The organism is Aeromonas sp. S41-2 (assembly GCF_027705845.1).
GTDB classification, from domain to species: Bacteria; Pseudomonadota; Gammaproteobacteria; order Enterobacterales; family Aeromonadaceae; genus Aeromonas; species Aeromonas hydrophila.
This window is the reverse complement of sequence record NZ_JAPDCG010000005.1, coordinates 179,306-197,214: the sequence shown is the minus strand read 5'-3', so window position 1 is coordinate 197,214 and position 17,909 is coordinate 179,306. Positions and strand designations below refer to the sequence as shown.

The 17,909-nt window shown below is 63.6% G+C and carries 20 protein-coding genes; 6 read left to right on the top strand and 14 right to left on the bottom strand.

Features of this window, described 5'->3' with window-relative positions:
* The first annotated feature begins 146 nt into the window (after positions 1–146).
* The 6 genes from OKC44_RS13735 (at position 147) to nqrE (ending at position 5,817) form a co-directional block, all read left to right on the top strand.
* Positions 147–863, top strand: a complete 717-nt coding sequence (locus OKC44_RS13735; RefSeq protein ID WP_029304260.1) for a disulfide isomerase DsbC N-terminal domain-containing protein — start codon at positions 147–149, stop codon at positions 861–863.
* A complete protein-coding gene (gene recJ, locus OKC44_RS13730; RefSeq protein WP_016351690.1) occupies positions 829–2,559 on the top strand; it encodes a single-stranded-DNA-specific exonuclease RecJ in 1,731 nt (576 codons plus the stop codon). The genes OKC44_RS13735 and recJ overlap by 35 nt, the downstream gene beginning before the upstream one ends.
* 150 nt (positions 2,560–2,709) lie before the next feature.
* The gene (locus OKC44_RS13725; RefSeq protein ID WP_130631840.1) at positions 2,710–3,891 is read left to right on the top strand and encodes a MerR family transcriptional regulator; all 1,182 of its coding nucleotides are present in this window, start codon (positions 2,710–2,712) and stop codon (positions 3,889–3,891) included.
* 39 nt (positions 3,892–3,930) lie between these two features.
* The gene (locus OKC44_RS13720; RefSeq protein WP_270813451.1) at positions 3,931–4,434 is read left to right on the top strand and encodes a GNAT family N-acetyltransferase; all 504 of its coding nucleotides are present in this window, start codon (positions 3,931–3,933) and stop codon (positions 4,432–4,434) included.
* 218 nt (positions 4,435–4,652) lie between these two features.
* Complete coding sequence (locus tag OKC44_RS13715; RefSeq protein WP_162901822.1) at positions 4,653–5,063, top strand: hypothetical protein; 411 nt, start codon at positions 4,653–4,655, stop codon at positions 5,061–5,063.
* A 154-nt stretch (positions 5,064–5,217) separates the two neighbouring features.
* The gene (gene nqrE / locus OKC44_RS13710; RefSeq protein ID WP_270813449.1) at positions 5,218–5,817 is read left to right on the top strand and encodes an NADH:ubiquinone reductase (Na(+)-transporting) subunit E; all 600 of its coding nucleotides are present in this window, start codon (positions 5,218–5,220) and stop codon (positions 5,815–5,817) included.
* A 44-nt stretch (positions 5,818–5,861) separates the two neighbouring features.
* Here the strand turns inward: nqrE and OKC44_RS13705 are convergent, their stop codons facing one another.
* From OKC44_RS13705 to nadD, 14 genes are all read right to left on the bottom strand, one after another.
* Positions 5,862–6,431, bottom strand: coding sequence for an RBBP9/YdeN family alpha/beta hydrolase (locus OKC44_RS13705; RefSeq protein ID WP_270813446.1), 570 nt, complete (start codon positions 6,429–6,431; stop codon positions 5,862–5,864).
* A gap of 138 nt (positions 6,432–6,569) precedes the next feature.
* Entirely contained in the window at positions 6,570–7,067 is a 498-nt protein-coding gene (locus OKC44_RS13700) for a GNAT family N-acetyltransferase (RefSeq protein ID WP_270813443.1), read from the bottom strand.
* Positions 7,068–7,220: 153 nt separating this feature from the next.
* Positions 7,221–8,186, bottom strand: coding sequence for a lipoyl synthase (gene lipA, locus OKC44_RS13695; protein WP_011707035.1), 966 nt, complete (start codon positions 8,184–8,186; stop codon positions 7,221–7,223).
* 85 nt (positions 8,187–8,271) lie between these two features.
* Positions 8,272–8,976: a lipoyl(octanoyl) transferase LipB gene (gene lipB, locus OKC44_RS13690; RefSeq protein WP_029304254.1), complete on the bottom strand. Its 705-nt coding sequence runs from the start codon at positions 8,974–8,976 to the stop codon at positions 8,272–8,274.
* Between the two features lie 96 nt (positions 8,977–9,072).
* A complete protein-coding gene (gene ybeD / locus OKC44_RS13685) occupies positions 9,073–9,336 on the bottom strand; it encodes a DUF493 family protein YbeD (RefSeq protein WP_005298227.1) in 264 nt (87 codons plus the stop codon).
* 292 nt (positions 9,337–9,628) lie between these two features.
* Positions 9,629–10,819 (bottom strand): D-alanyl-D-alanine carboxypeptidase family protein, encoded by a 1,191-nt coding sequence (locus OKC44_RS13680; protein WP_011707032.1) that lies wholly within the window; start codon positions 10,817–10,819, stop codon positions 9,629–9,631.
* Between the two features lie 195 nt (positions 10,820–11,014).
* On the bottom strand, positions 11,015–11,986 hold the full coding sequence (locus tag OKC44_RS13675; RefSeq protein ID WP_270813439.1) for a septal ring lytic transglycosylase RlpA family protein: 972 nt from the start codon (positions 11,984–11,986) through the stop codon (positions 11,015–11,017).
* On the bottom strand, positions 11,928–12,926 hold the full coding sequence (mltB, locus tag OKC44_RS13670; RefSeq protein ID WP_041216677.1) for a lytic murein transglycosylase B: 999 nt from the start codon (positions 12,924–12,926) through the stop codon (positions 11,928–11,930). Before mltB ends, OKC44_RS13675 begins: the two co-directional genes overlap by 59 nt.
* Positions 12,926–13,063 (bottom strand): FtsW/RodA/SpoVE family cell cycle protein, encoded by a 138-nt coding sequence (locus OKC44_RS13665; RefSeq protein ID WP_011707029.1) that lies wholly within the window; start codon positions 13,061–13,063, stop codon positions 12,926–12,928. Before OKC44_RS13665 ends, mltB begins: the two co-directional genes overlap by 1 nt.
* Positions 13,060–14,163 carry a rod shape-determining protein RodA gene (gene rodA, locus OKC44_RS13660; protein ID WP_016351680.1) on the bottom strand — a complete coding sequence of 368 codons (1,104 nt, stop codon included), beginning with the start codon at positions 14,161–14,163 and terminating at the stop codon, positions 13,060–13,062. The genes OKC44_RS13665 and rodA overlap by 4 nt, the downstream gene beginning before the upstream one ends.
* Positions 14,156–16,078 (bottom strand): penicillin-binding protein 2, encoded by a 1,923-nt coding sequence (gene mrdA, locus OKC44_RS13655; RefSeq protein ID WP_044800587.1) that lies wholly within the window; start codon positions 16,076–16,078, stop codon positions 14,156–14,158. The genes rodA and mrdA overlap by 8 nt, the downstream gene beginning before the upstream one ends.
* Positions 16,079–16,234: 156 nt before the next feature.
* Complete coding sequence (rlmH, locus tag OKC44_RS13650; RefSeq protein ID WP_005298242.1) at positions 16,235–16,702, bottom strand: 23S rRNA (pseudouridine(1915)-N(3))-methyltransferase RlmH; 468 nt, start codon at positions 16,700–16,702, stop codon at positions 16,235–16,237.
* 22 nt (positions 16,703–16,724) lie between these two features.
* Positions 16,725–17,066, bottom strand: coding sequence for a ribosome silencing factor (gene rsfS, locus OKC44_RS13645; protein WP_011707026.1), 342 nt, complete (start codon positions 17,064–17,066; stop codon positions 16,725–16,727).
* A gap of 185 nt (positions 17,067–17,251) precedes the next feature.
* Positions 17,252–17,896 carry a nicotinate-nucleotide adenylyltransferase gene (nadD, locus tag OKC44_RS13640; RefSeq protein ID WP_270813429.1) on the bottom strand — a complete coding sequence of 215 codons (645 nt, stop codon included), beginning with the start codon at positions 17,894–17,896 and terminating at the stop codon, positions 17,252–17,254.
* Positions 17,897–17,909 lie beyond the last annotated feature (13 nt).

The window sequence follows — 17,909 nt, the reverse complement described above, 5'->3', positions numbered from 1 at the left end:
CTGGGCCTTTGCCCGATTGGCAACCTGTCAGATCGGGATTTTTTTGCGGCCCTCGCTATTAATCAATCAGTAATTAAGCGGTTGAGGAGAGAATATTCACTGAGTTACCTTGTGAGTCCATTCGTTCATGCCAAGTGAGTAAAAGAGTGAAGTATTTACTGTTGGGAATGATGCTGCTGGGCTCTTTTGCCGCCAGCGCGGGGATGGATCCCCAACAGTTGAAGCAGACCATAGAGCAACGGCTCGGGGTACAGGTCTATCTGGTGGACGAGACCCCCATGCCCGGTCTCTACATGCTGGGCACCGCCCAGGGGCTGCTCTATACCGATGCCAGGGGCGACTATGTGCTGCAGGGCACCATGCTGGATCTGGCCCACGACATGAAAAACCTCACCATGCTGGGGCTGCGTCAGCAGCGGCAACTGGCCCTGGCGCAGATCGGCGAGCGGCGGGTACAGCTGCGGGCCGAGCAGGAGCGCCATCGCGTCACCCTGTTCACCGATCTCGCCTGCAGCAGCTGTCGCACCACCCTGGCAGAGCTGCCGGTCCTGCAGGCGAGAGGGGTCAGCGTGCAGTTGCTGCCGGTGCTAGGCACCTTTGCCGATCTGGCCGAGGCGCAGGCGCGCTGGTGCGATCCCCGGCAGTTCGGCGCACTGGATCTCAGTGATCGTTTGCCTGAGACCGGCTGTAATGAGATCCTTGCCCATCATATCGGCCTGAGCCAGTGGCTCGGGATCAAGGCGCTGCCGAGCTGGGTCCTGCCAAATGGCGACCTGGTGCGCGGTTATCAGAGCCCTGAACAACTGCTCAAGATACTGGATCACATCAATGCCCCTGCAAATCCGTCGTCGTCCGCGAGTTGATGATTCCCATCTGCCCGCCACCCTGCACCCGCTGCTTCGTCAAATCTTCGCCAGCCGCGGGGTCGAAGATCCCGCTCTGCTGGAGCGCAGCGCCAGCCAGCTGCTGCCGCCCCAGCGTCTGTTCGGCATGGCGCAGGCGGTGCCGCTGCTGGCCGAGGCGCTGACGGCGCAAAAACGCATTCTCATCGTCGGTGACTTTGACTGCGACGGCGCCACCAGCTCGGCGCTGTGCGTGCTGGCCCTGCGCGCCATGGGTGGCCGCCACATCGATTTTCTGGTGCCCAACCGCTTCGAGTTTGGCTACGGCCTCACCCCGGAGATCGTCGAGCTGGCGGTGGCCCGCGGCGCCGAGTTCCTGATCACGGTGGACAACGGCATCTCCAGCATCGCCGGGGTGGCGGCGGCCAAGGCGGCCGGCATGCAGGTACTGGTTACCGATCACCATTTGCCGGGCCAGGAGCTGCCTGACGCCGACGCGATAGTGAACCCCAACCAGCATGGCTGCGACTTCCCCTCCAAGTCGCTGGCCGGGGTCGGGGTGGCCTTCTATCTGATGGCGGCCCTCAACACCCAGCTGCGCCAGAGCGGCTGGTATGAGCGCCAGGGGCTGCGCGCCCCCAACGTGGCGGATTACCTCGATCTGGTGGCGCTCGGCACCGTCGCCGACGTGGTGGCGCTCGATGGCAACAACCGCATCCTGGTCCATCAGGGCTTGCAGCGGATCCGGGCCGGCCGCTGCCGTCCCGGTATCCAGGCGCTGGTGGACGTGTCGGGCCGCGACGGTCGTCGCCTGTGCGCCGCCGATCTCGGCTTTGCGCTGGGGCCGCGCCTCAACGCGGTGGGCCGGCTCGACGACATGTCGCTCGGGGTCGCCTGCCTGCTGAGTGAGGACATCAACCTGGCACGCCAGCTCGCATCCGAAATGGACAGTCTCAACCAGGAGCGCAAGGAGATCGAGCAGGGGATGCAGCAGGAGGCGCTCGCCACCCTGGAGCAGATCCGGTTTCGCGACGGCGAGGTGCCCTCCGGCATAGTGCTGCACCGGGACGAGTGGCATCAGGGGGTGGTGGGGCTGGTGGCCTCCAAGGTGAAGGAGAAGTACTACCGCCCGGTCATCGCGTTTGCCGAGAGCAGCGAGACCGAGCTCAAGGGCTCCGGGCGCTCCATCCCCGGTGTGCACCTGCGCGATGCGCTGGAACTGCTCGACACCCGCCACCCCGGCTTGATGGGCAAGTTTGGCGGTCACGCCATGGCGGCCGGGCTGACCCTGCCCAAGGCCAATATCGAGGCCTTCGGCCGGGCCTTCGAGGCGGTCATCAGCGAGCTGGTGACCCCTGAGCTGTTGACCGGGGTACTGCTCACCGATGGCGAGCTGCTGCCCGATGAGCTGAGTCTGGAGCTGGCGGAGCTGATCCGCGCCTCCGGCCCCTGGGGCCAGGCCTTCCCCGAGCCGCTGTTTGACGGCGAGTTCGTGCTGGTGCAGCAGCGGCTGGTGGGGGAGAAGCACCTCAAGATGATGCTGACCACGGATTCCGGCCACGCGGTGGATGCCATCGCCTTTGGCGTCGACTTGCAGCGCTGGCCCGATGCCTCGGTGAAGCGGGTGCGGCTGGTCTACCGGCTCGATGTCAACGAGTGGCGCGGCAACCGCAGCGTGCAGCTGCTGGTGGAGCATCTGGAGGCCGCCGGCCTCTGATCCCGCGAGTCTCTCTTGCTGCCGATGACGGCCACCTCAGGGTGGCCGTTTTTTTATGGTGTGAACCCGGATTTTGCCGTTGACCCGTCTATTGCTTCACAGTTTAAGCTTCCCTTCATCGGGTCACAGATCCCTCAGCGAGTAGCTGTCATGAAAATATCTGAACTGGCCCGGCGCTGCGGCCTGGCCCGCTCCACCCTGCTCTATTACGAAAAGCTGGGGGTGATTGCGGGCACGAGGGCCGCCAACGGCTATCGCCACTACGACGATGAAGATCTGCAGCGGCTGCGGATGGTACAGGCCCTGCAGGCCGGCGGCCTCAGCCTCAAGCAGTGCCTCGCCTGTCTGGCGGGTGAGCTGGAGCTGGCAACGCTGCAGGCCCGGGTCAGGGAGCTGGATGAGGAGCTGGCGCAGATGCAGCGCGCCCGGGATCTGCTGGCGGATCTCGCCGGTTTGCGTGCGCACTCCGGCGACGAGTTCAAGGGCTGGCAGCGGCAACTGCAGCATCAAGCCCCGCAGGCCTACTTTGCCTGGGTGATGAAGCAGGGATTCAGTGAAAAAGAGCGTTACCACCTGCAGTGGCTCAGCAAAGACATGAACGAACATGAGCGCTACATAAGGGATTTCAAGCTGCTGCTGGATGGAATGAGTTATTGGGGGCCGGGGGATAGCCTCTTCACCCAGCAGCAGTTTGCCGCGCTGCCCAGCCAGCCTCGCCGGATCCTCGACATGGGCTGCGGGCGCGGCGCCGCCACCCTGGCGCTGGCACAGGTGACGGACGCCACCATAGTGGCCATCGATCTGGACGAGGAGGCGCTGGCCGCCGTGGCCCGCAGCGCCAGTGCGGCGGGGCTGAATCAGGTCACTACCCTGTGCGCTAACATGGCGGCGCTGCCGGCGGACTTGGCCCCCGCCGATCTCATCTGGGCCGAGGGGAGCGCCTACACCATCGGGGTGGCCAACGCCTTGCAAGCATGGCGGCCGTACCTTGCCGGCCCTGCTGCCTGCCTGGTGCTGAGCGACCTGGTATGGCTGACGGACACGCCGCCAGAGGAGGCGCTGGCGTTCTGGCAACGGGATTATCCCGCAATGCAGACGCTGACGGGCTTGCTTAAGACGGTGCAAGAGGCGGGTTATCGCTGTCTGTCGCACACCCCGTTGCCGCAAAGGGCCTGGCACAACTATCTGGACCCCATCGAGCGCAATCTGGCGCGCCATCGTGCCGAGCTGGGGGATAGCCCCGCCTGGCAGGATCTGAGCCGGGAAGTGGCCATTCACCGCCAATACCTGGGCAGCTACGGCTATGTGATCTGCTGCCTGCAGGCCGCCTGATCAGGCCATCCATTGCAAGAGAACAAACGGAGAAAACCTATGAACATCCTCATTCGGCCCGAAACAGGCGCCGATCACGACGCCATTGAGGCGCTGACCGTGGCCGCGTTCCTCAATGCCCCCCATACCGATCACAACGAGCAGCTGATCGTGCGCGACCTGCGCCAGGCCGGGGCACTCAGCCTGTCGCTAGTGGCGGAGCAGGAGGGGCGGGTGGTCGGCCACCTCTGCTTCTCGCCGGTGACCATCAGCGATGGCAGCCCGCACTGGTATGGTCTTGGTCCTATTTCGGTCTCTCCTGCCCTGCAAGGCAAGGGGCTGGGTTCACGGCTGATGGACGCGGGTCTGGCCGAGCTCAAGGGGATGGGGGCGGCCGGCTGCGTGGTGCTGGGGGATCCCGGTTTCTACGGCCGTTTCGGCTTCGTGTCCGAGCCGGGGTTGACGCTGCCCGGCGTGCCGGCCGAGTACTTCATGGCCTGTTCGTTCGGCGCCGCCATGCCCCGTGGCGAAGTGTGCTACCACCCGGCCTTTGTGCAGGCGTGAGGGGCACCGTGAGGGCAAAGAGGATGCTCCTTGCGCTCATTGTGGTTTTTAATTGCCGGCTTTATTGATAACGAGGGTTTTTAGTATCAATTCGTGGGTGTTTGCAGGGTTTCAAATTCAATAAAAAGATGAATTGTGATATATTCGGCCTCGCTGAATCCTCTTTTAAAGAAGGGACTCCCCGCTTGTCACCCTCTGGCCGACGCTCGACCTGGCCGATGGCCCTCGCCATCGCCTGCCTTCTGTGGCTTGCCGCCTTCGCCGCGGCAGAGGTCGGTGCAGCCGTACGTCAGGCCGCGGTCGGCCAGGGCGCCTCGATGCAGTTGCATGAGCCGGCCGATCCCGGGCTGGTCAACAGCGTCAGCCTGCCGCCGGGCGGCCAGTGGCGGCTCAGCTTCGAGCAGGGGCGACGGCTTGAAGGGGCCGCTCAAGCCGAGCTCTATCAGGTGCTGCTGGCCTGGTTCCAGCACGATATCCTCGGCCTGCTCTGCGGCCTGTTGTTCTTCCTGCCCCTCATCTACCTCAGACAACTGAGCGACTACTTCGGTTATCTGCACCGGTGGCGCTTGAGCTGCCATCACCTGCAATTTCGTTTCTGCCACAGCGACTCGCGTCCAGCTGCTTGCTGAGCGCCCGTCCGCCCAAGGCTTGCTCCCTCGCTGATTGATCTCAGCCGCGAAGGCATGCCCGTGCGGTCCGGTGCCCTCCTTGCACCGTCTTCCTGCCTGCCCGCCGGTGAGCACGAAGGCGGCTCCCGCCCCGTACACGTTGTGAGCCGACCCGATGGATTATTATGTAAACCTGTTTATTCACTCGATTTTTGTCGAAAACCTGGCGCTGGCCTTCTTCCTTGGCATGTGCACCTTCCTGGCTGTTTCCAAGAACATCAACACCGCCTTCGGCCTTGGCATGACGGTGCTGGTGGTCATGGTGATCGCCATCCCCCTCAACAACCTGATCTACCGCCATATCCTGCGTCCCGAGAGTACCTTCCTCGGCGAGTTTGATCTGAGCTTTCTCGATTTCATCGTCTATATCGGGGTGCTGGCGGCGCTGGTGCAGGTGATGGAGATGGTGCTGGACAAGCACTTTCCGTCGCTCTATCACGCGCTCGGCATCTATCTGCCGCTGCTGACGGTGCATTGCGCCATCTTCGGCGGGGTGATGTTCATGGCCCAGCGGGATTACGACTTCATCGAATCCGTGGTGTACGGGGCGGGCTCAGGGCTGGGCTGGCTGCTGGCCATCGTCGCCATCGCCGGTCTGCGCCAGAAGATGAAGTATTCGGATGTGCCAGAGGGGCTGCGCGGTATCGGCATCACCTTCATCGTGGCCGGGCTGATGTCGCTGGGCTTCATGTCTTTTTCCGGCATCTCGCTCTAGCCGAATGGGTGTTACAACGGCCACGCAAGTGGCCGTTTTGCCATCTATTGGTCCTCGATCATCCCCAGCAGCCGGTCGTGTACCAGCGGTAGCGCCAGAAAACCGTCCCGATCGAGGAAGTGACCGCCATGCTCCAGGCTGTAGAGTGGGGCGGCCAACTGTTCGCTCAGGTGCTGGCAGTAGCGATAGGGCACGATGGTATCGTCGCGGGAGGCGACCACGACCCGTCGGGGCGCCAGCGCCATGATGTGGGCCGGGTCGTAACCCTGGGTCATGAAGGGATCCAGCTCAGGCAGAGTGTGCAGCGGCTGATCGAAGCCGGATACCAGCAGGATCCCGCCCACCCGGGAGGAGGCGGGCAGGCGGCTCAGCTGGCGCAAGATGGTGATGCAGCCGAGGCTGTGGCCCAGCAAAAAGGTCCGTTCATCGTGATCGCGTACCAGGCTGTCCATGGCGGCGTCCCAGGCGGCGGGTTGCGGATGGTGAGGGTCAGGCATGGCCAGCACCTCGACCCGGATATCGCGGGCTTCAAGCCGTGCCTTGAGCCAGGGGAACCAGTGGGAGTGGGGGGAGGCGGTATAGCCGTGCACGATGAAGACGCGGGTGTGTGACATAAGCAGGATCCTGAAACGGGGCGACAGGGAACAAACAGGGCGTGCGCAGCGACGCAGGCCGGGGCGGCCTCATCATATCAGCGCCAGCCGGGTGGTGGCACGCCCCTGTCCGGGTGGTACAAAGGCGGGACAAGGCGTTCAACCCAGCCGTTTGGCCATGTTGTAGCCGGTGATGGCGAAGCCCGCCTCCTGGTAAAGCGCCAGGGCGCGCGGGTTGTCATGGGCGACCCGCAGGGTGATCTGGCGGATGCCGCTGCTTCTGAGTTCGGCTTCCAGCAGTGCCATGGCGGCCTTGCCTATGCCAAGGCTGCGGTGGGCTGGTGCGACATAGAAGTCATAGATAAAGGTGGCGGCGCCGTCGCTGTCGATGGCGTGCCAGAGATAACCCAGTGGCTCCTCCTCAGCGGGGGCAACTGCTCCCTCTGCGGGCAGGATGCAGAGCAGGCTGTGGCCGGCGCTGGCCACCCCTTGCGGCAGATAGCGCTGCAGGGAAGCCTCGGCCTTGTGGCGGGCGGTGGCGAGATCGTGGCCCTGGTTGCTGGCGAGATCCTGCGCGTACTCCTCGATGAAGCAGGCGCAATAGGCGGGGTAGTGCTGCTCGTTCATGGGCAGCAAGCGGATAAGCGGTGTCGGCATCCTGCAGATCACTCAAGGGGAGAAGGGAGGCTCACGTTAACCCGGCGGCGAAGTGAGTGCAAACGGCGCTGGTCGTGGTCGGCAACCGGAGCTGCGGCCGGCCCATAAAAAAGAGCGCCCAAGGGCGCTCTTTTTTGACCAGGGGGAGCGAGGTTATTTCACCTCTTCGCCCTTGGCTTGCAGGTCCGCATGGTAGGAGGAGCGGACGAAAGGACCGCAGGCGGCGTGGGAGAAGCCCAGCCCCATGGCCACGTCTTTGAGCTCGTCGAACTCTGCGGGCGGCACGTAGCGCTTCACCGGCAGGTGATGGCGGCTCGGCTGCAGATACTGGCCCAGGGTCAGCATGTTGACGCCGTGCTCGCGCAAGTCCTTGAGTACCTGCACGATCTCTTCGTTGGTTTCGCCCAGACCCATCATGACGCCGGACTTGGTCGGCACATGGGGGTGCATCTCCTTGATGCGGCGCAACAGCTCCAGCGACCACTTGTAGTCGGCACCCGGACGGGCGACCCGGTACATGCGCGGGGCGGTTTCCAGGTTGTGGTTGAACACGTCAGGCGGGGTCTCGCGGAACACTTCCAGCGCCTGCTCCATCCGGCCGCGGAAGTCCGGGGTCAGGATCTCGATGCGGGTCTGCGGGCTGTGCTCGCGGATCTGCTTGATGCAGTCGGCGAAGTGCTGGGCACCGCCGTCGCGCAGATCGTCGCGGTCCACCGAGGTGATCACCACGTATTTCAGCCCCATCTCCTTGATGGTCAGCGCCAGCTTCTTCGGCTCGTCCGGATCGAGCGCCAGCGGGCGGCCGTGGGCCACGTCGCAGAAGGGGCAGCGACGGGTGCAGATGGCGCCCATGATCATGAAGGTGGCGGTGCCGTGGTTGAAGCACTCCGCCAGGTTGGGGCAAGAGGCCTCCTCACACACTGAGTGCAGCTTGTTCTTGCGCAGGGTGCTCTTGATGTGCTCGATCTTCTGGCTCGACGGCGGCAGCTTGATCCGCATCCAGTCCGGCTTGCGCAGCACTTCCTCGTTGGGATCCGGCATGAATTTCACCGGGATCAGGGCCATCTTGTCGCCATCGCGCAGCTTGACGCCCGGCTCCATACGAACGGGTTTGCTCATGATTCACTCTCGGTGTTTGTTATTGTCTGGTTGATAGCCACCAGGGTCATCTCGGTGCCCTCATGGCCAGGCAGCATGGACTTGCTCATGCCGCCTCTTCGGTATTCGTGATTGTCTCATAGCCGATCAGGCTGGCCAGTTCGGCCACCAGCATCGCTTGCGCCTCGGCCACGCTCTGCGGGCCGCCCAGGGCGCTGGTCTGGGTCATGGCCATGCCCGCATAGCCGCACGGATTGATGCGCAGGAAGGGGGTCATGTCCATGTTGACGTTGAGGGCCAGGCCGTGGAACGAGCAGCCCTTGCGGATGCGCAGGCCCAGGGACGCCAGTTTGGCTTCTGTCTGCAGCGCGGCGCCGAGCTGGTTCTTCACGTAGACGCCGGGGGCGTCGGGTTTGGCATAAGCTTCAATCCCGCTCTTGGCCAGGGTGTTGATGATGGCGGTCTCGAGGCAGGTCACCAGCTCGCGCACCGTCAGCTTGCTGCGACGCACATCCACCAGCACGTAGAGCACCAGCTGGCCGGGGCCGTGATAGGTCACCTGGCCACCGCGATCGCTCTGCACCACCGGGATGTCGCCGGGGGCGAGCAGATGTTCGGCCTTGCCGGCCTGACCCTGGGTGTAGACGGGGTCGTGCTCCACCACCCAGAACTCGTCCGGGGTGTCGGGGGTACGGCTGTCGGTGAAGGCCTTCATGGCATCCCATACCGGCTGGTAGGGACGGCGGCCCAGCTGTCTGACCAGCAGCCGGGGGGCTGACGATGGTGATTCGGCGGGGGTTTGGAGTGACATCTTTCCTCACTGACAGGCGCTGGGGTCGGCCAGCGCGGCCACGACAGCCGGCTGGCAAATAATCAGTCGCCCCGGTGGCGGGGCGAGAGAGGCGACTTACAGGACGTAGCGAACCAGCTCTATGTTACCGAGTGCGGTATACATGGCTTCGATATGTTCCTTGCTCTGGGCGGTCACAGTGACCCGGACCGAGTGGTAGTTGCCTTTGGAGCTGGGCTGCACGGTCGGGCTGTAGGTACCGGGGGCGTGCTGCTGCAGTACTTCCACCACCATGTCCGGCAGCGCCGGGTCGGCAACGCCGAGCACCTTGAACGGGAACTTGCAGGGGAACTCCAGCAGTTCATCAAACTTGGTATTCATTTACTCACCTTTTGGTGTCGTCACGGGACGACTTCATCGCTTGTGGCTAGTGGCCGATGGCCCATCAGGGCCGCCATCTACCCGTCTGTGGCGGGCACTGCTCAAGTGTATATGGGCATTGCCCAGGCCGGGATCAAGGTCCGGTCTGGCAGACGAGGCATGGAGGTGCTGCTTTTTACCACAAATCGTCAGTCGGCGGAACCTGCAGATTGCAGGGTTATTGACTGGCCCGACCGCAAAAGACAGCAGCGGCGCCTGTTGGCGCCGCTGTTTGGTCAGGTTTGTGCGCAGGTTACTTGAACCAGCTGGAGACCAGCATCACCAGGTAATCCCACAGACGGCTCATCAGGCCACCCTCTTGCACCTCTTCCAGGGCGACCAGCGGAACCTGCTTGATCTCTTTGTCGCCTTGCTTGAGGAACACGGTACCGACCCGTTGGCCCTTGGCCAGCGGTGCCTTCAGCTCGCTTTCGAGCTGGAAGTCGGCCTTGAGGTTGTTGCCCTGGCCACGGGTGACCAGCACGGAGACGTCCTTGTCGACGCCCAGTTTCACTTCAGACTTGTCGCCCATCCAGATCTTCTGGGTCACCAGCTCGGTGCCGGCCTTGTACGGGGTCAGGCTCTGGAAGAAACGGAAACCGTAGGTGAGCAGTTTCTTGCTCTCGGCGGCGCGGGAGGCTTCGCTGCTGGCGCCCAGCACCACGGCGATCAGGCGCATGCCTTCGTTGTTGGTGGCGGAGGAGACCAGGTTGTAGCCGACCTGGCTGACGTGGCCGGTCTTGATGCCGTCAACTTGCAGGGATTGATCCCACAGCAGACGGTTGCGGTTGTGCTGGGTGATGCCGTTGAACACGAAGGACTTCTGGGCGTAGATCTTGTACTCGTCCGGCAGGTCGCGGATCAGGGCCTGGCCCAGGCGCGCCATGTCGTGGGCGGTACTGTAGTGACCTTCCGCATCCAGCCCGTGCGGGTTCATGAAGTGGCTGTCGTTCATGCCGAGCTTGGCGGCCCAGCTGTTCATCAGGCTGGCGAAGGAGTCTGTGCTGCCGGCCAGGAATTCGGCCATGGCGACGCAGGCGTCGTTGCCGGACTGGATGATGATGCCCTTGTTGAGATCATCGACCGAGACCTGCTTGCCCACCTCGATGAACATCTTGGAGGAGTCGGAGTAGTTCTTGGACCAGGCGTTCTGGCTGATGGTCACCATGTCGGTGCGCTTGATGTTCCCCTTCAGCAGCTCCTGGCCGATGATGTAGGAGGTCATCATCTTGGTCAGACTGGCGGGCGGCAGACGCTCTTCGGCGTTCTGCTCGGCCAGCACCTGACCCGAGTAGTAGTCGATCAGAATATGGGCCTTGGCGGAGATCTCCGGCGCGGCGGGAACGACCACGGGGTTGGCGTTCGGGGTCGGTACAGGCGTGTTGGCCTGAGCGGTGGCGCTTATCAGGGAGGCCAGAATAACTGAACGGGCAAATTTGGACATCTTGAAATTCCTGGAGCCTGGTTGGGGTAACCCAAGTTAAAAATGCGGGCTTCACTATACCAGAAGCGACCGTCGGTCAAAGCCCGACGTGCCATCTGGCCTGGTTTTTTATCCATCCGTTGCCGCCATCACGCCGGGAAACGACGTGATGGCGGGCGGTTGGCGGTGGTTCATGCTGGCTGAGCCACTCCGTGATCAGGGGACGATGAAGGCTTGCTCCAGCCCTCCCTGACGGATCTGTTCGAGCAGGGCGGTCTGCTGAGCGGCGGGGACCGGCCCCAGCAGGACCCGGAAGATGGCACCGTGGGCCGCCACCTGGTAGGGCACCCCATGGCGCTGGGTCATCACCTTGCCCATGGCCTCGGCCCGCGCCTGCGATCCGCTGGCCAGCACCTGGATCATCTTGCCCTCGCCGCTGCTGGCGGGCGCGGCCGCTTTGGCCGCTGCCGGTTTGGCGGGTTTGGCGACCGGAGCCTTGACGGGGGCCGGTTCGGCGGCGGCCGGTGTAGCCATGGCCAGTTCGGTGGGCTGACCGACGAAGCCGTCCTGAGCGGCGGAGGCCGTGGTAGCCACTGCCGGCGTGGTCGGCGTCATCTCGATGGGCTTCATGGGGGCCATGATCACCATCTGGTCCGGGGTGTCGTTGATGAGCTCGACCCGCACCCGAGCCTCGCCTCCTTCCACCATCTCCAGCTGCTTGGCCGCCGCATGGGAGAGATCGATCAGCCGGTCGCTGCCGAAGGGGCCGCGATCGTTGACGCGCACTATGGTCTCCAGCCCGTTGTCCAGGTTGGTGACCCGCACATAGCTTGGCAGCGGCAGGTTGCGGTGGGCGGCGCTGAACAGCTTGCTGTCCTGCACGTCGCCGTTGGCGGTCTTCTGGCCGTCCAGATCCTGCGCCAGCCAGCTGGCAGTCCCCTCTTCGCTGTAGTGCTTGATGTCGCGCCACACCTCGTTCTTCTGCTTGCCTATCCAGTAATCCCGGTTGCCGCTGGCGCTCAGGGGCTCGGGGCGCGGGATGGCGCCGGTGGCCTGCGGGATCTCGATGACCTGGGGTTTTTCCGGCTGGATCGGTTCGGGAGGCGGGGGAAGCTGCTCCGGCTGGCTGCTACAGGCGGCCAGCAACAAGGTCAGGCTGAGCGGGAGAAGTTTGTGGCTGTAATGCATACGCGTCCTGGATTGCTTGACTGAGTTGATGCACCGCCATCGCATAGAGCGGGCTGCGGTTATAGCGGGTGATCACATAAAAATTGTGGCGCGCGACCCAGTATTCCGGTCCATCGGCCTGTTCCAATGCCAGCAGTTTCACCGGCGTGTCGGGTGCCAGCGGGGTGGCGAGTTCAATGCCTGCGGTGGCCAGCTCGGCCCAGGTCTGGGTTAGCTCAGGGGCAGGCCCCAGCAGGGTACCCACTGGTGCCAGCCCGATCAAGGCGGGTTCGACCGGTGACTCCCCCCAGCGCCACTGGTGCTCGGCAAAATAGTGGGCAACGCTGCCGATGGCATCCACCGGATTGGCGAACAGATCACGCTTGCCGTCGCCGTCGAAGTCGACCGCGTAGTGGCGATAGCTGGAGGGCATGAACTGGCCCATGCCCATGGCGCCGGCATAGGAGCCCTTGAGAAGGGTGAGTGGCCACTTCTCTTCCCGGGCAAGCAGCACCAGCTGGGCAAACTCCTTGGCGAAGAAATCTGCCCGTTCGGGGTAGTGGAAGCCCAGGGTATAGAGGCTGTCGAGCACCGGATGGCGGCCCATCTGACGGCCGTAGAAGGTCTCGATGCCGATGATGGCGACGATGAGGGAGGCCGGCACCTGATAAGTCTGTTCGGCCCGCGCCAGGGTGGCGGCGTGGCGTTGCCAGAAGTCGACACCATCCCGGATCCGCTCCGGGGTGATGAACAGCGGCCGGTAGCGATGCCAGGGTTTGGCCTCCCAGGGGCGGCTGATGGTGTCGAGCACCTCCTGGCGCAAGCTGGCCTGGGCCGCGGCGGCCTGCAGCTCGGCCAGCGGCACCTGTTGCTGCTCGGCGAGCCGGGCGAGCCCCGGGGGCTCGACGGCCGCCGTTGCAGTGAGGGCAACGAGAGAGAGCAGCAAACCGGCCAGTCGCATCAGGCGAGCAGCCTTCTGTGGGTCTGGATGGACATCAGGATGCCGAAGCCGGCCATCAGGGTCACCATGGAGGTGCCGCCGTAGCTCACCAACGGCAGGGGGCCCCTACCACCGGCAGAATATATCCACCTCATCATGCCAGCAGCCTTCTGTGGGTCTGGATGGACATCAGGATGCCGAAGCCGGCCATCAGGGTCACCATGGAGGTGCCGCCATAGCTCACCAGCGGCAGGGGGACCCCCACCACGGGCAGGATGCCGCTCACCATGCCCATGTTGACGAACACGTAGACGAAGAAGGTGAGGGTCAGGGCACCGCCCAGCAGGCGCTCGAAGCTGTTCTGGGCTTGCATGGAGATAAACAGGCAGCGACTGATGATGTAGAGATAGATCACCAGCAGGAGGGCCACGCCCACCAGGCCGAACTCCTCGCTGAACACCGCGAAGATGAAGTCGGTGTGGCGCTCTGGCAGGAACTCGAGCTGGGACTGGGTGCCCTGCAGCCAGCCCTTGCCGAACACGCCGCCGGAGCCGATCGCTATCTTGGACTGGATGATGTGATAGCCGCGACCGAGCGGGTCCTTCTCCGGGTCCAGCAGCATCAGCACCCGCTGGCGCTGGTAGTCGTGCATCAGGAAGAACCAGAGCACCGGCATGAAGGCGCAGATGAGCAGCACCGCCAGCCCGATCAGCCACCAGCTGATCCCCGCCAGGAAGATCACGAAGAAGCCGGAGGCGGCCACCAGGATGGAGGTGCCAAGGTCAGGCTGGGCCGCGATCAGCAAGGTGGGCAGCAGCACCATGATGAGACTCAGCACCAGGTGGCTGAACTTGGGTGGCAGCGAGTGGCGGCTGAGCCAGGCGGCCACCATGATGGGCATGGAGAGCTTCATCACCTCGGAGGGCTGAAACTTCATGAAGCCGAGGTCCAGCCAGCGCTGGGCCCCCTTGCCGATATGGCCGAACACGTCCACCGCGACCAGCAGCAGCACCACCACCACGAACAGCGGCACCGACCAGCGGGCATAGAGGGAGGGGGGCAGCTGGGCCATGCCGATCATCAGGGCGAACGCCAGCCCGCCGCGCACCAGCTGGCGCACGATGGAGTCGACGTCCTGGCCGGAGGCGGAGTAGAGCACCACCATGGAGAGGGACATCAGGGTCAGCAGGCCGAGCAGCAGCGGCAAGTCGATGTGCAGCTTGTACCAGATGCTCTGCTGGCGAGCGGAATTACTCATGAGGAGCGACCTCTTCAGATTGGGGCTTCTTGGCCGGCGCTGGCGGCAGTTGCGGCTCCGGTGGTAGCAGGTAGGCGTCCAGCATGTTGCGGGCGATGGGCGATGCGGCCCGGCCGCCGCCGCCGCCAATTGAGTTCTCCAGCACCAGTGCAACGACCGCTTTAGGTGCCTCGAAGGGGGCATAGGCGACGAACAGGGCATTATCGCGATGCTCTGCCTTGACGGTTTTGATGTTGTAAACCTGATTTTCCTTCAGGCCGACAACCTGGGCGGTGCCTGACTTGCCGCCTGAGGAGTAAGGGGCCTTGGCAAATGAGTGGCGACCACTCCCTTCATTGCCATGGTTGACTCGCCACATCCCGTCCTGCGCTACTTTCCAGTAGCTGTCGTTCTTGAGTTTGAGGGCGATGTTGGGGTTGACGGGAGCATCGACGATTCCTTCCTGAGAGGCGGTACTCTTGAGCAGGTGCGGTGTCACGTCGTGGCCGTTCTGGGTCAGAATGCTGATCGCCTTGGCCAGTTGGAGCGGGGTGGCGCTCCAGTAGCCCTGGCCGATGCCGATGGAGATGGTGTCACCCTGATACCAGGGCTGGCGCCAGCGGGCCATCTTCCAGTCGCGCGACGGCATCACACCCTTGGTCTCCTCGTACAGATCGACGCCGGTGTACTGACCGAAGCCGAACTTGGTCATGTAGCTGTTGATCTTGTCGATACCGACCCGGTAGGCGAGATCGTAGAAGTAGGTGTCCGCCGACACTTCGATGGCGCGGTAGACGTCGAGCCAGCCGTGACCCCAGCGGCGCCAGTCGCGAAACTTCTTGGTGGTGCCGGGAATGGAGAAGCTGGGCCCGCCGAAGTAGCGGTAGTTGGGGGTGATGGCACCCTCGTTGAGCCCCATCACCGCCATCATGGGCTTGACGGTGGAGGCGGGGGCATAGATGCCCTGGGTGGTGCGGTTCACCAGCGGCCGTGCTGGATCGTTGAGCAGCGCCGAGTAGTTGGCGCCGGAGATGCCGGTCACGAACAGGTTGGGGTCATAGCTCGGGCTCGACTCCAGAGCCAGAATGGCGCCAGTCTTGGGATCCATCATCACGATGGCGCCCCGCTGTCCAGCCAGCAACTCCTGCGCTTTGAGCTGTAGACGGATGTCGATGTTGAGGTAGATGTCCTTGCCGGGTTCGGGCGGCTGGAACTTGAGGGTACGTACCACCCGGCCGCGGTTGTTGACCTCGACCTCCTGGTAGCCCGCCACGCCGTGCAACTGATCCTCGTAGTACTTCTCCACCCCCTGTTTGCCGATGTCCTTGGTGGCGGCATAGTTGGCGAGCTTGTCCTCCTTATCGAGGCGCTCCACGTCGCGGGTGTTGATCTTGGCTACATAGCCCAGCGCATGGGTGAGGGTGTCGCCAAACGGGTAGTAGCGCTTGAGGTAGGCCTCGATGCTGGCGCCCGGGTAGAGGTGCTGGTTGACCGAGAAGAGGGCGACCTGATACTCGGTCAGCTTCTCGAACAGGGCCACCGGTTTGAAGCGGCGCTGGCGCTTGACCTCGGCCAGGAACTTCTCCTTGGTGCCCTCCGGCAGCTTCAGCAGGGCGATCAGCTCGTCGGCGGTCTTCTCCAGATCCTTGGTCTCTTCCGGCACTATTTCCAGGCTGTAGACCGGGCGGTTCTCCGCCAGCAGCACGCCGTTGGCGTCATAGATGAGGCCGCGCGGCGGCGCCACCGGCACCACCCGGATGCGGTTGTCGTTGGAGCGGGTCTGGTAGGTGTCGTAAGACTCTACCTGCAGGTAATAGAGGTTGCCCAGCAACACCAGCATCAGCACTATCATGCCGATGTAGGCGACCAGGGTACGTCGGAAGAAGAGGCGACCCTCGGCGCTGTGGTCGCGCATCTCGATGCGATTCTTCAGCATGCCGCTACCTTATGACTGTCGAGCAGGTGAGAAACGGGGTGCAGATGTACATGCTCACGCTCTGTGATTCTGGGTTGAGAGGGGAATGCTGGAATAGTGCATGTCCCACTCTCTGTGATTCGGGTATGCGAGGGTGATGCTGGAATAGCGCATGGTTCACTCTCTGTGATACGGATGATTGGTGGTAATGCTCCAGGCGCGATAGAGGCTCTCGGCCACCAGCACCCGCACCAGCGGGTGGGGCAGCGTCAGCGGCGACAGCGACCAGCTCTGTTCGGCGGCAGCCTTGCACTCGGGCGACAGCCCTTCAGGGCCGCCCACCAGCAGGGCCACGTCGCGGCCATCCAGCTTCCAGGCTTCCAGCTGCACGGCGAGCTGCTCGGTGGTCCAGGGTTTGCCGGGAATATCCAGGGTCACGATACGCGAACGACCGGCCGCCGCCAGCATGGCTTCCCCCTCTTTTTGCAGAATGCGGGGGATGTCGGCATTTTTGCCACGTTTGCCGGCGCCGATCTCGACCAGCTCGAACGGCATGTCTTTGGGGAAACGACGACGATACTCTTCGAAGCCATGCTCTACCCAGGCGGGCATCTTGGTGCCCACCGCAATCAACTGGATCTTCATCGTTTATTACACTTGTACTCGGTTATTGCGCGTTCACTTGAGCGGTGCCGCTCCAAAGTTTTTCCAGCTGATAGAAGTCGCGATGTTCATCCTGCATCACGTGCACGATCACCGACCCCAGATCCACCAGTACCCACTCGCCGGTGAGCTGGCCTTCCACGCTCAGCAGATCGAGCCCGGCATGGCGGGCCTCGCTGGCCAGATGGTGGGCGATGGCGCTGACGTGACGGCTGGAGTTGCCGGAACAGACGATCATGGTGTCGGTGATGCTGGATTTGCCGCGTACATCGAGGGTGATGATGTCGCGGCCTTTCATGTCATCGATCTTGTCGACGATAAAGGCATGCAATTCTTGACCTTGCAATGAGTCTCTCCTGTATTCCGGCGCGCTTTCACGGCGTGAGGGCGGCGGATTATATCATGGTCACTCCCGTTTCCCAGTGCGGCGAAGGGGAGTGGAACAGGGGCCGTGCCCGCTTGGCAAACTCGCCCCCTGTTGATCACTATAGTGCGCGATCCGTGCCGGACAACCGCCGGCCGCGATCGGGTTCATGCCGGCCGGTACAGTCCCTGCTGGCAGATGTATTGTGCCACCGACGGCGGCAGCAGATAGCGGGGATCCGCGCCCGTTGCCAGCAGCGCCCGCAGGCGGGTGGCCGACAGTTCGACCGGCAGATTGTCCGCCAGCCAGATGCGGCCGTGGCGCAGCCGATGCAAATCTGTTACCTGCTGGCTCTGGTTGCAGGCCAGCAGCTCGGCCACTTCGGCCGGGTAGTCCGGCTGCCAGCCGGGGCGGGTACTCACCACCAGGTGGGCGTAATCAAGCAGCTCCTGCCAGCGATGCCAGCTCGGCAGGCCGAGCAGGGAGTCCATCCCCATCAAAAAGCAGAGCGGGGTATCCGGCAGTTCATGACGCAGCTCGATGAGGGTATCGATGGTCCAGGAGGGGGTGTCCCGCTTGAGCTCCCGCTCATCCACCACGAAGCCCGGGTTTTCCGCCGCTGCCAGGGCGACCATGGCCAGACGCTGCTCGCTGGAGCAGAAGGGGCTGGCCCGGTGGGGCGGAATATGGTTCGGCAGCAGACGCACTTCGGCCAGGCCCAGGGCGTCGCGGGCCTCGATGGCCGGGCGCAGGTGACCGATGTGGATGGGATCAAAGGTTCCCCCCAGAATGCCGATAGGCGGCTGCAACATGGGTCCCCCTCCG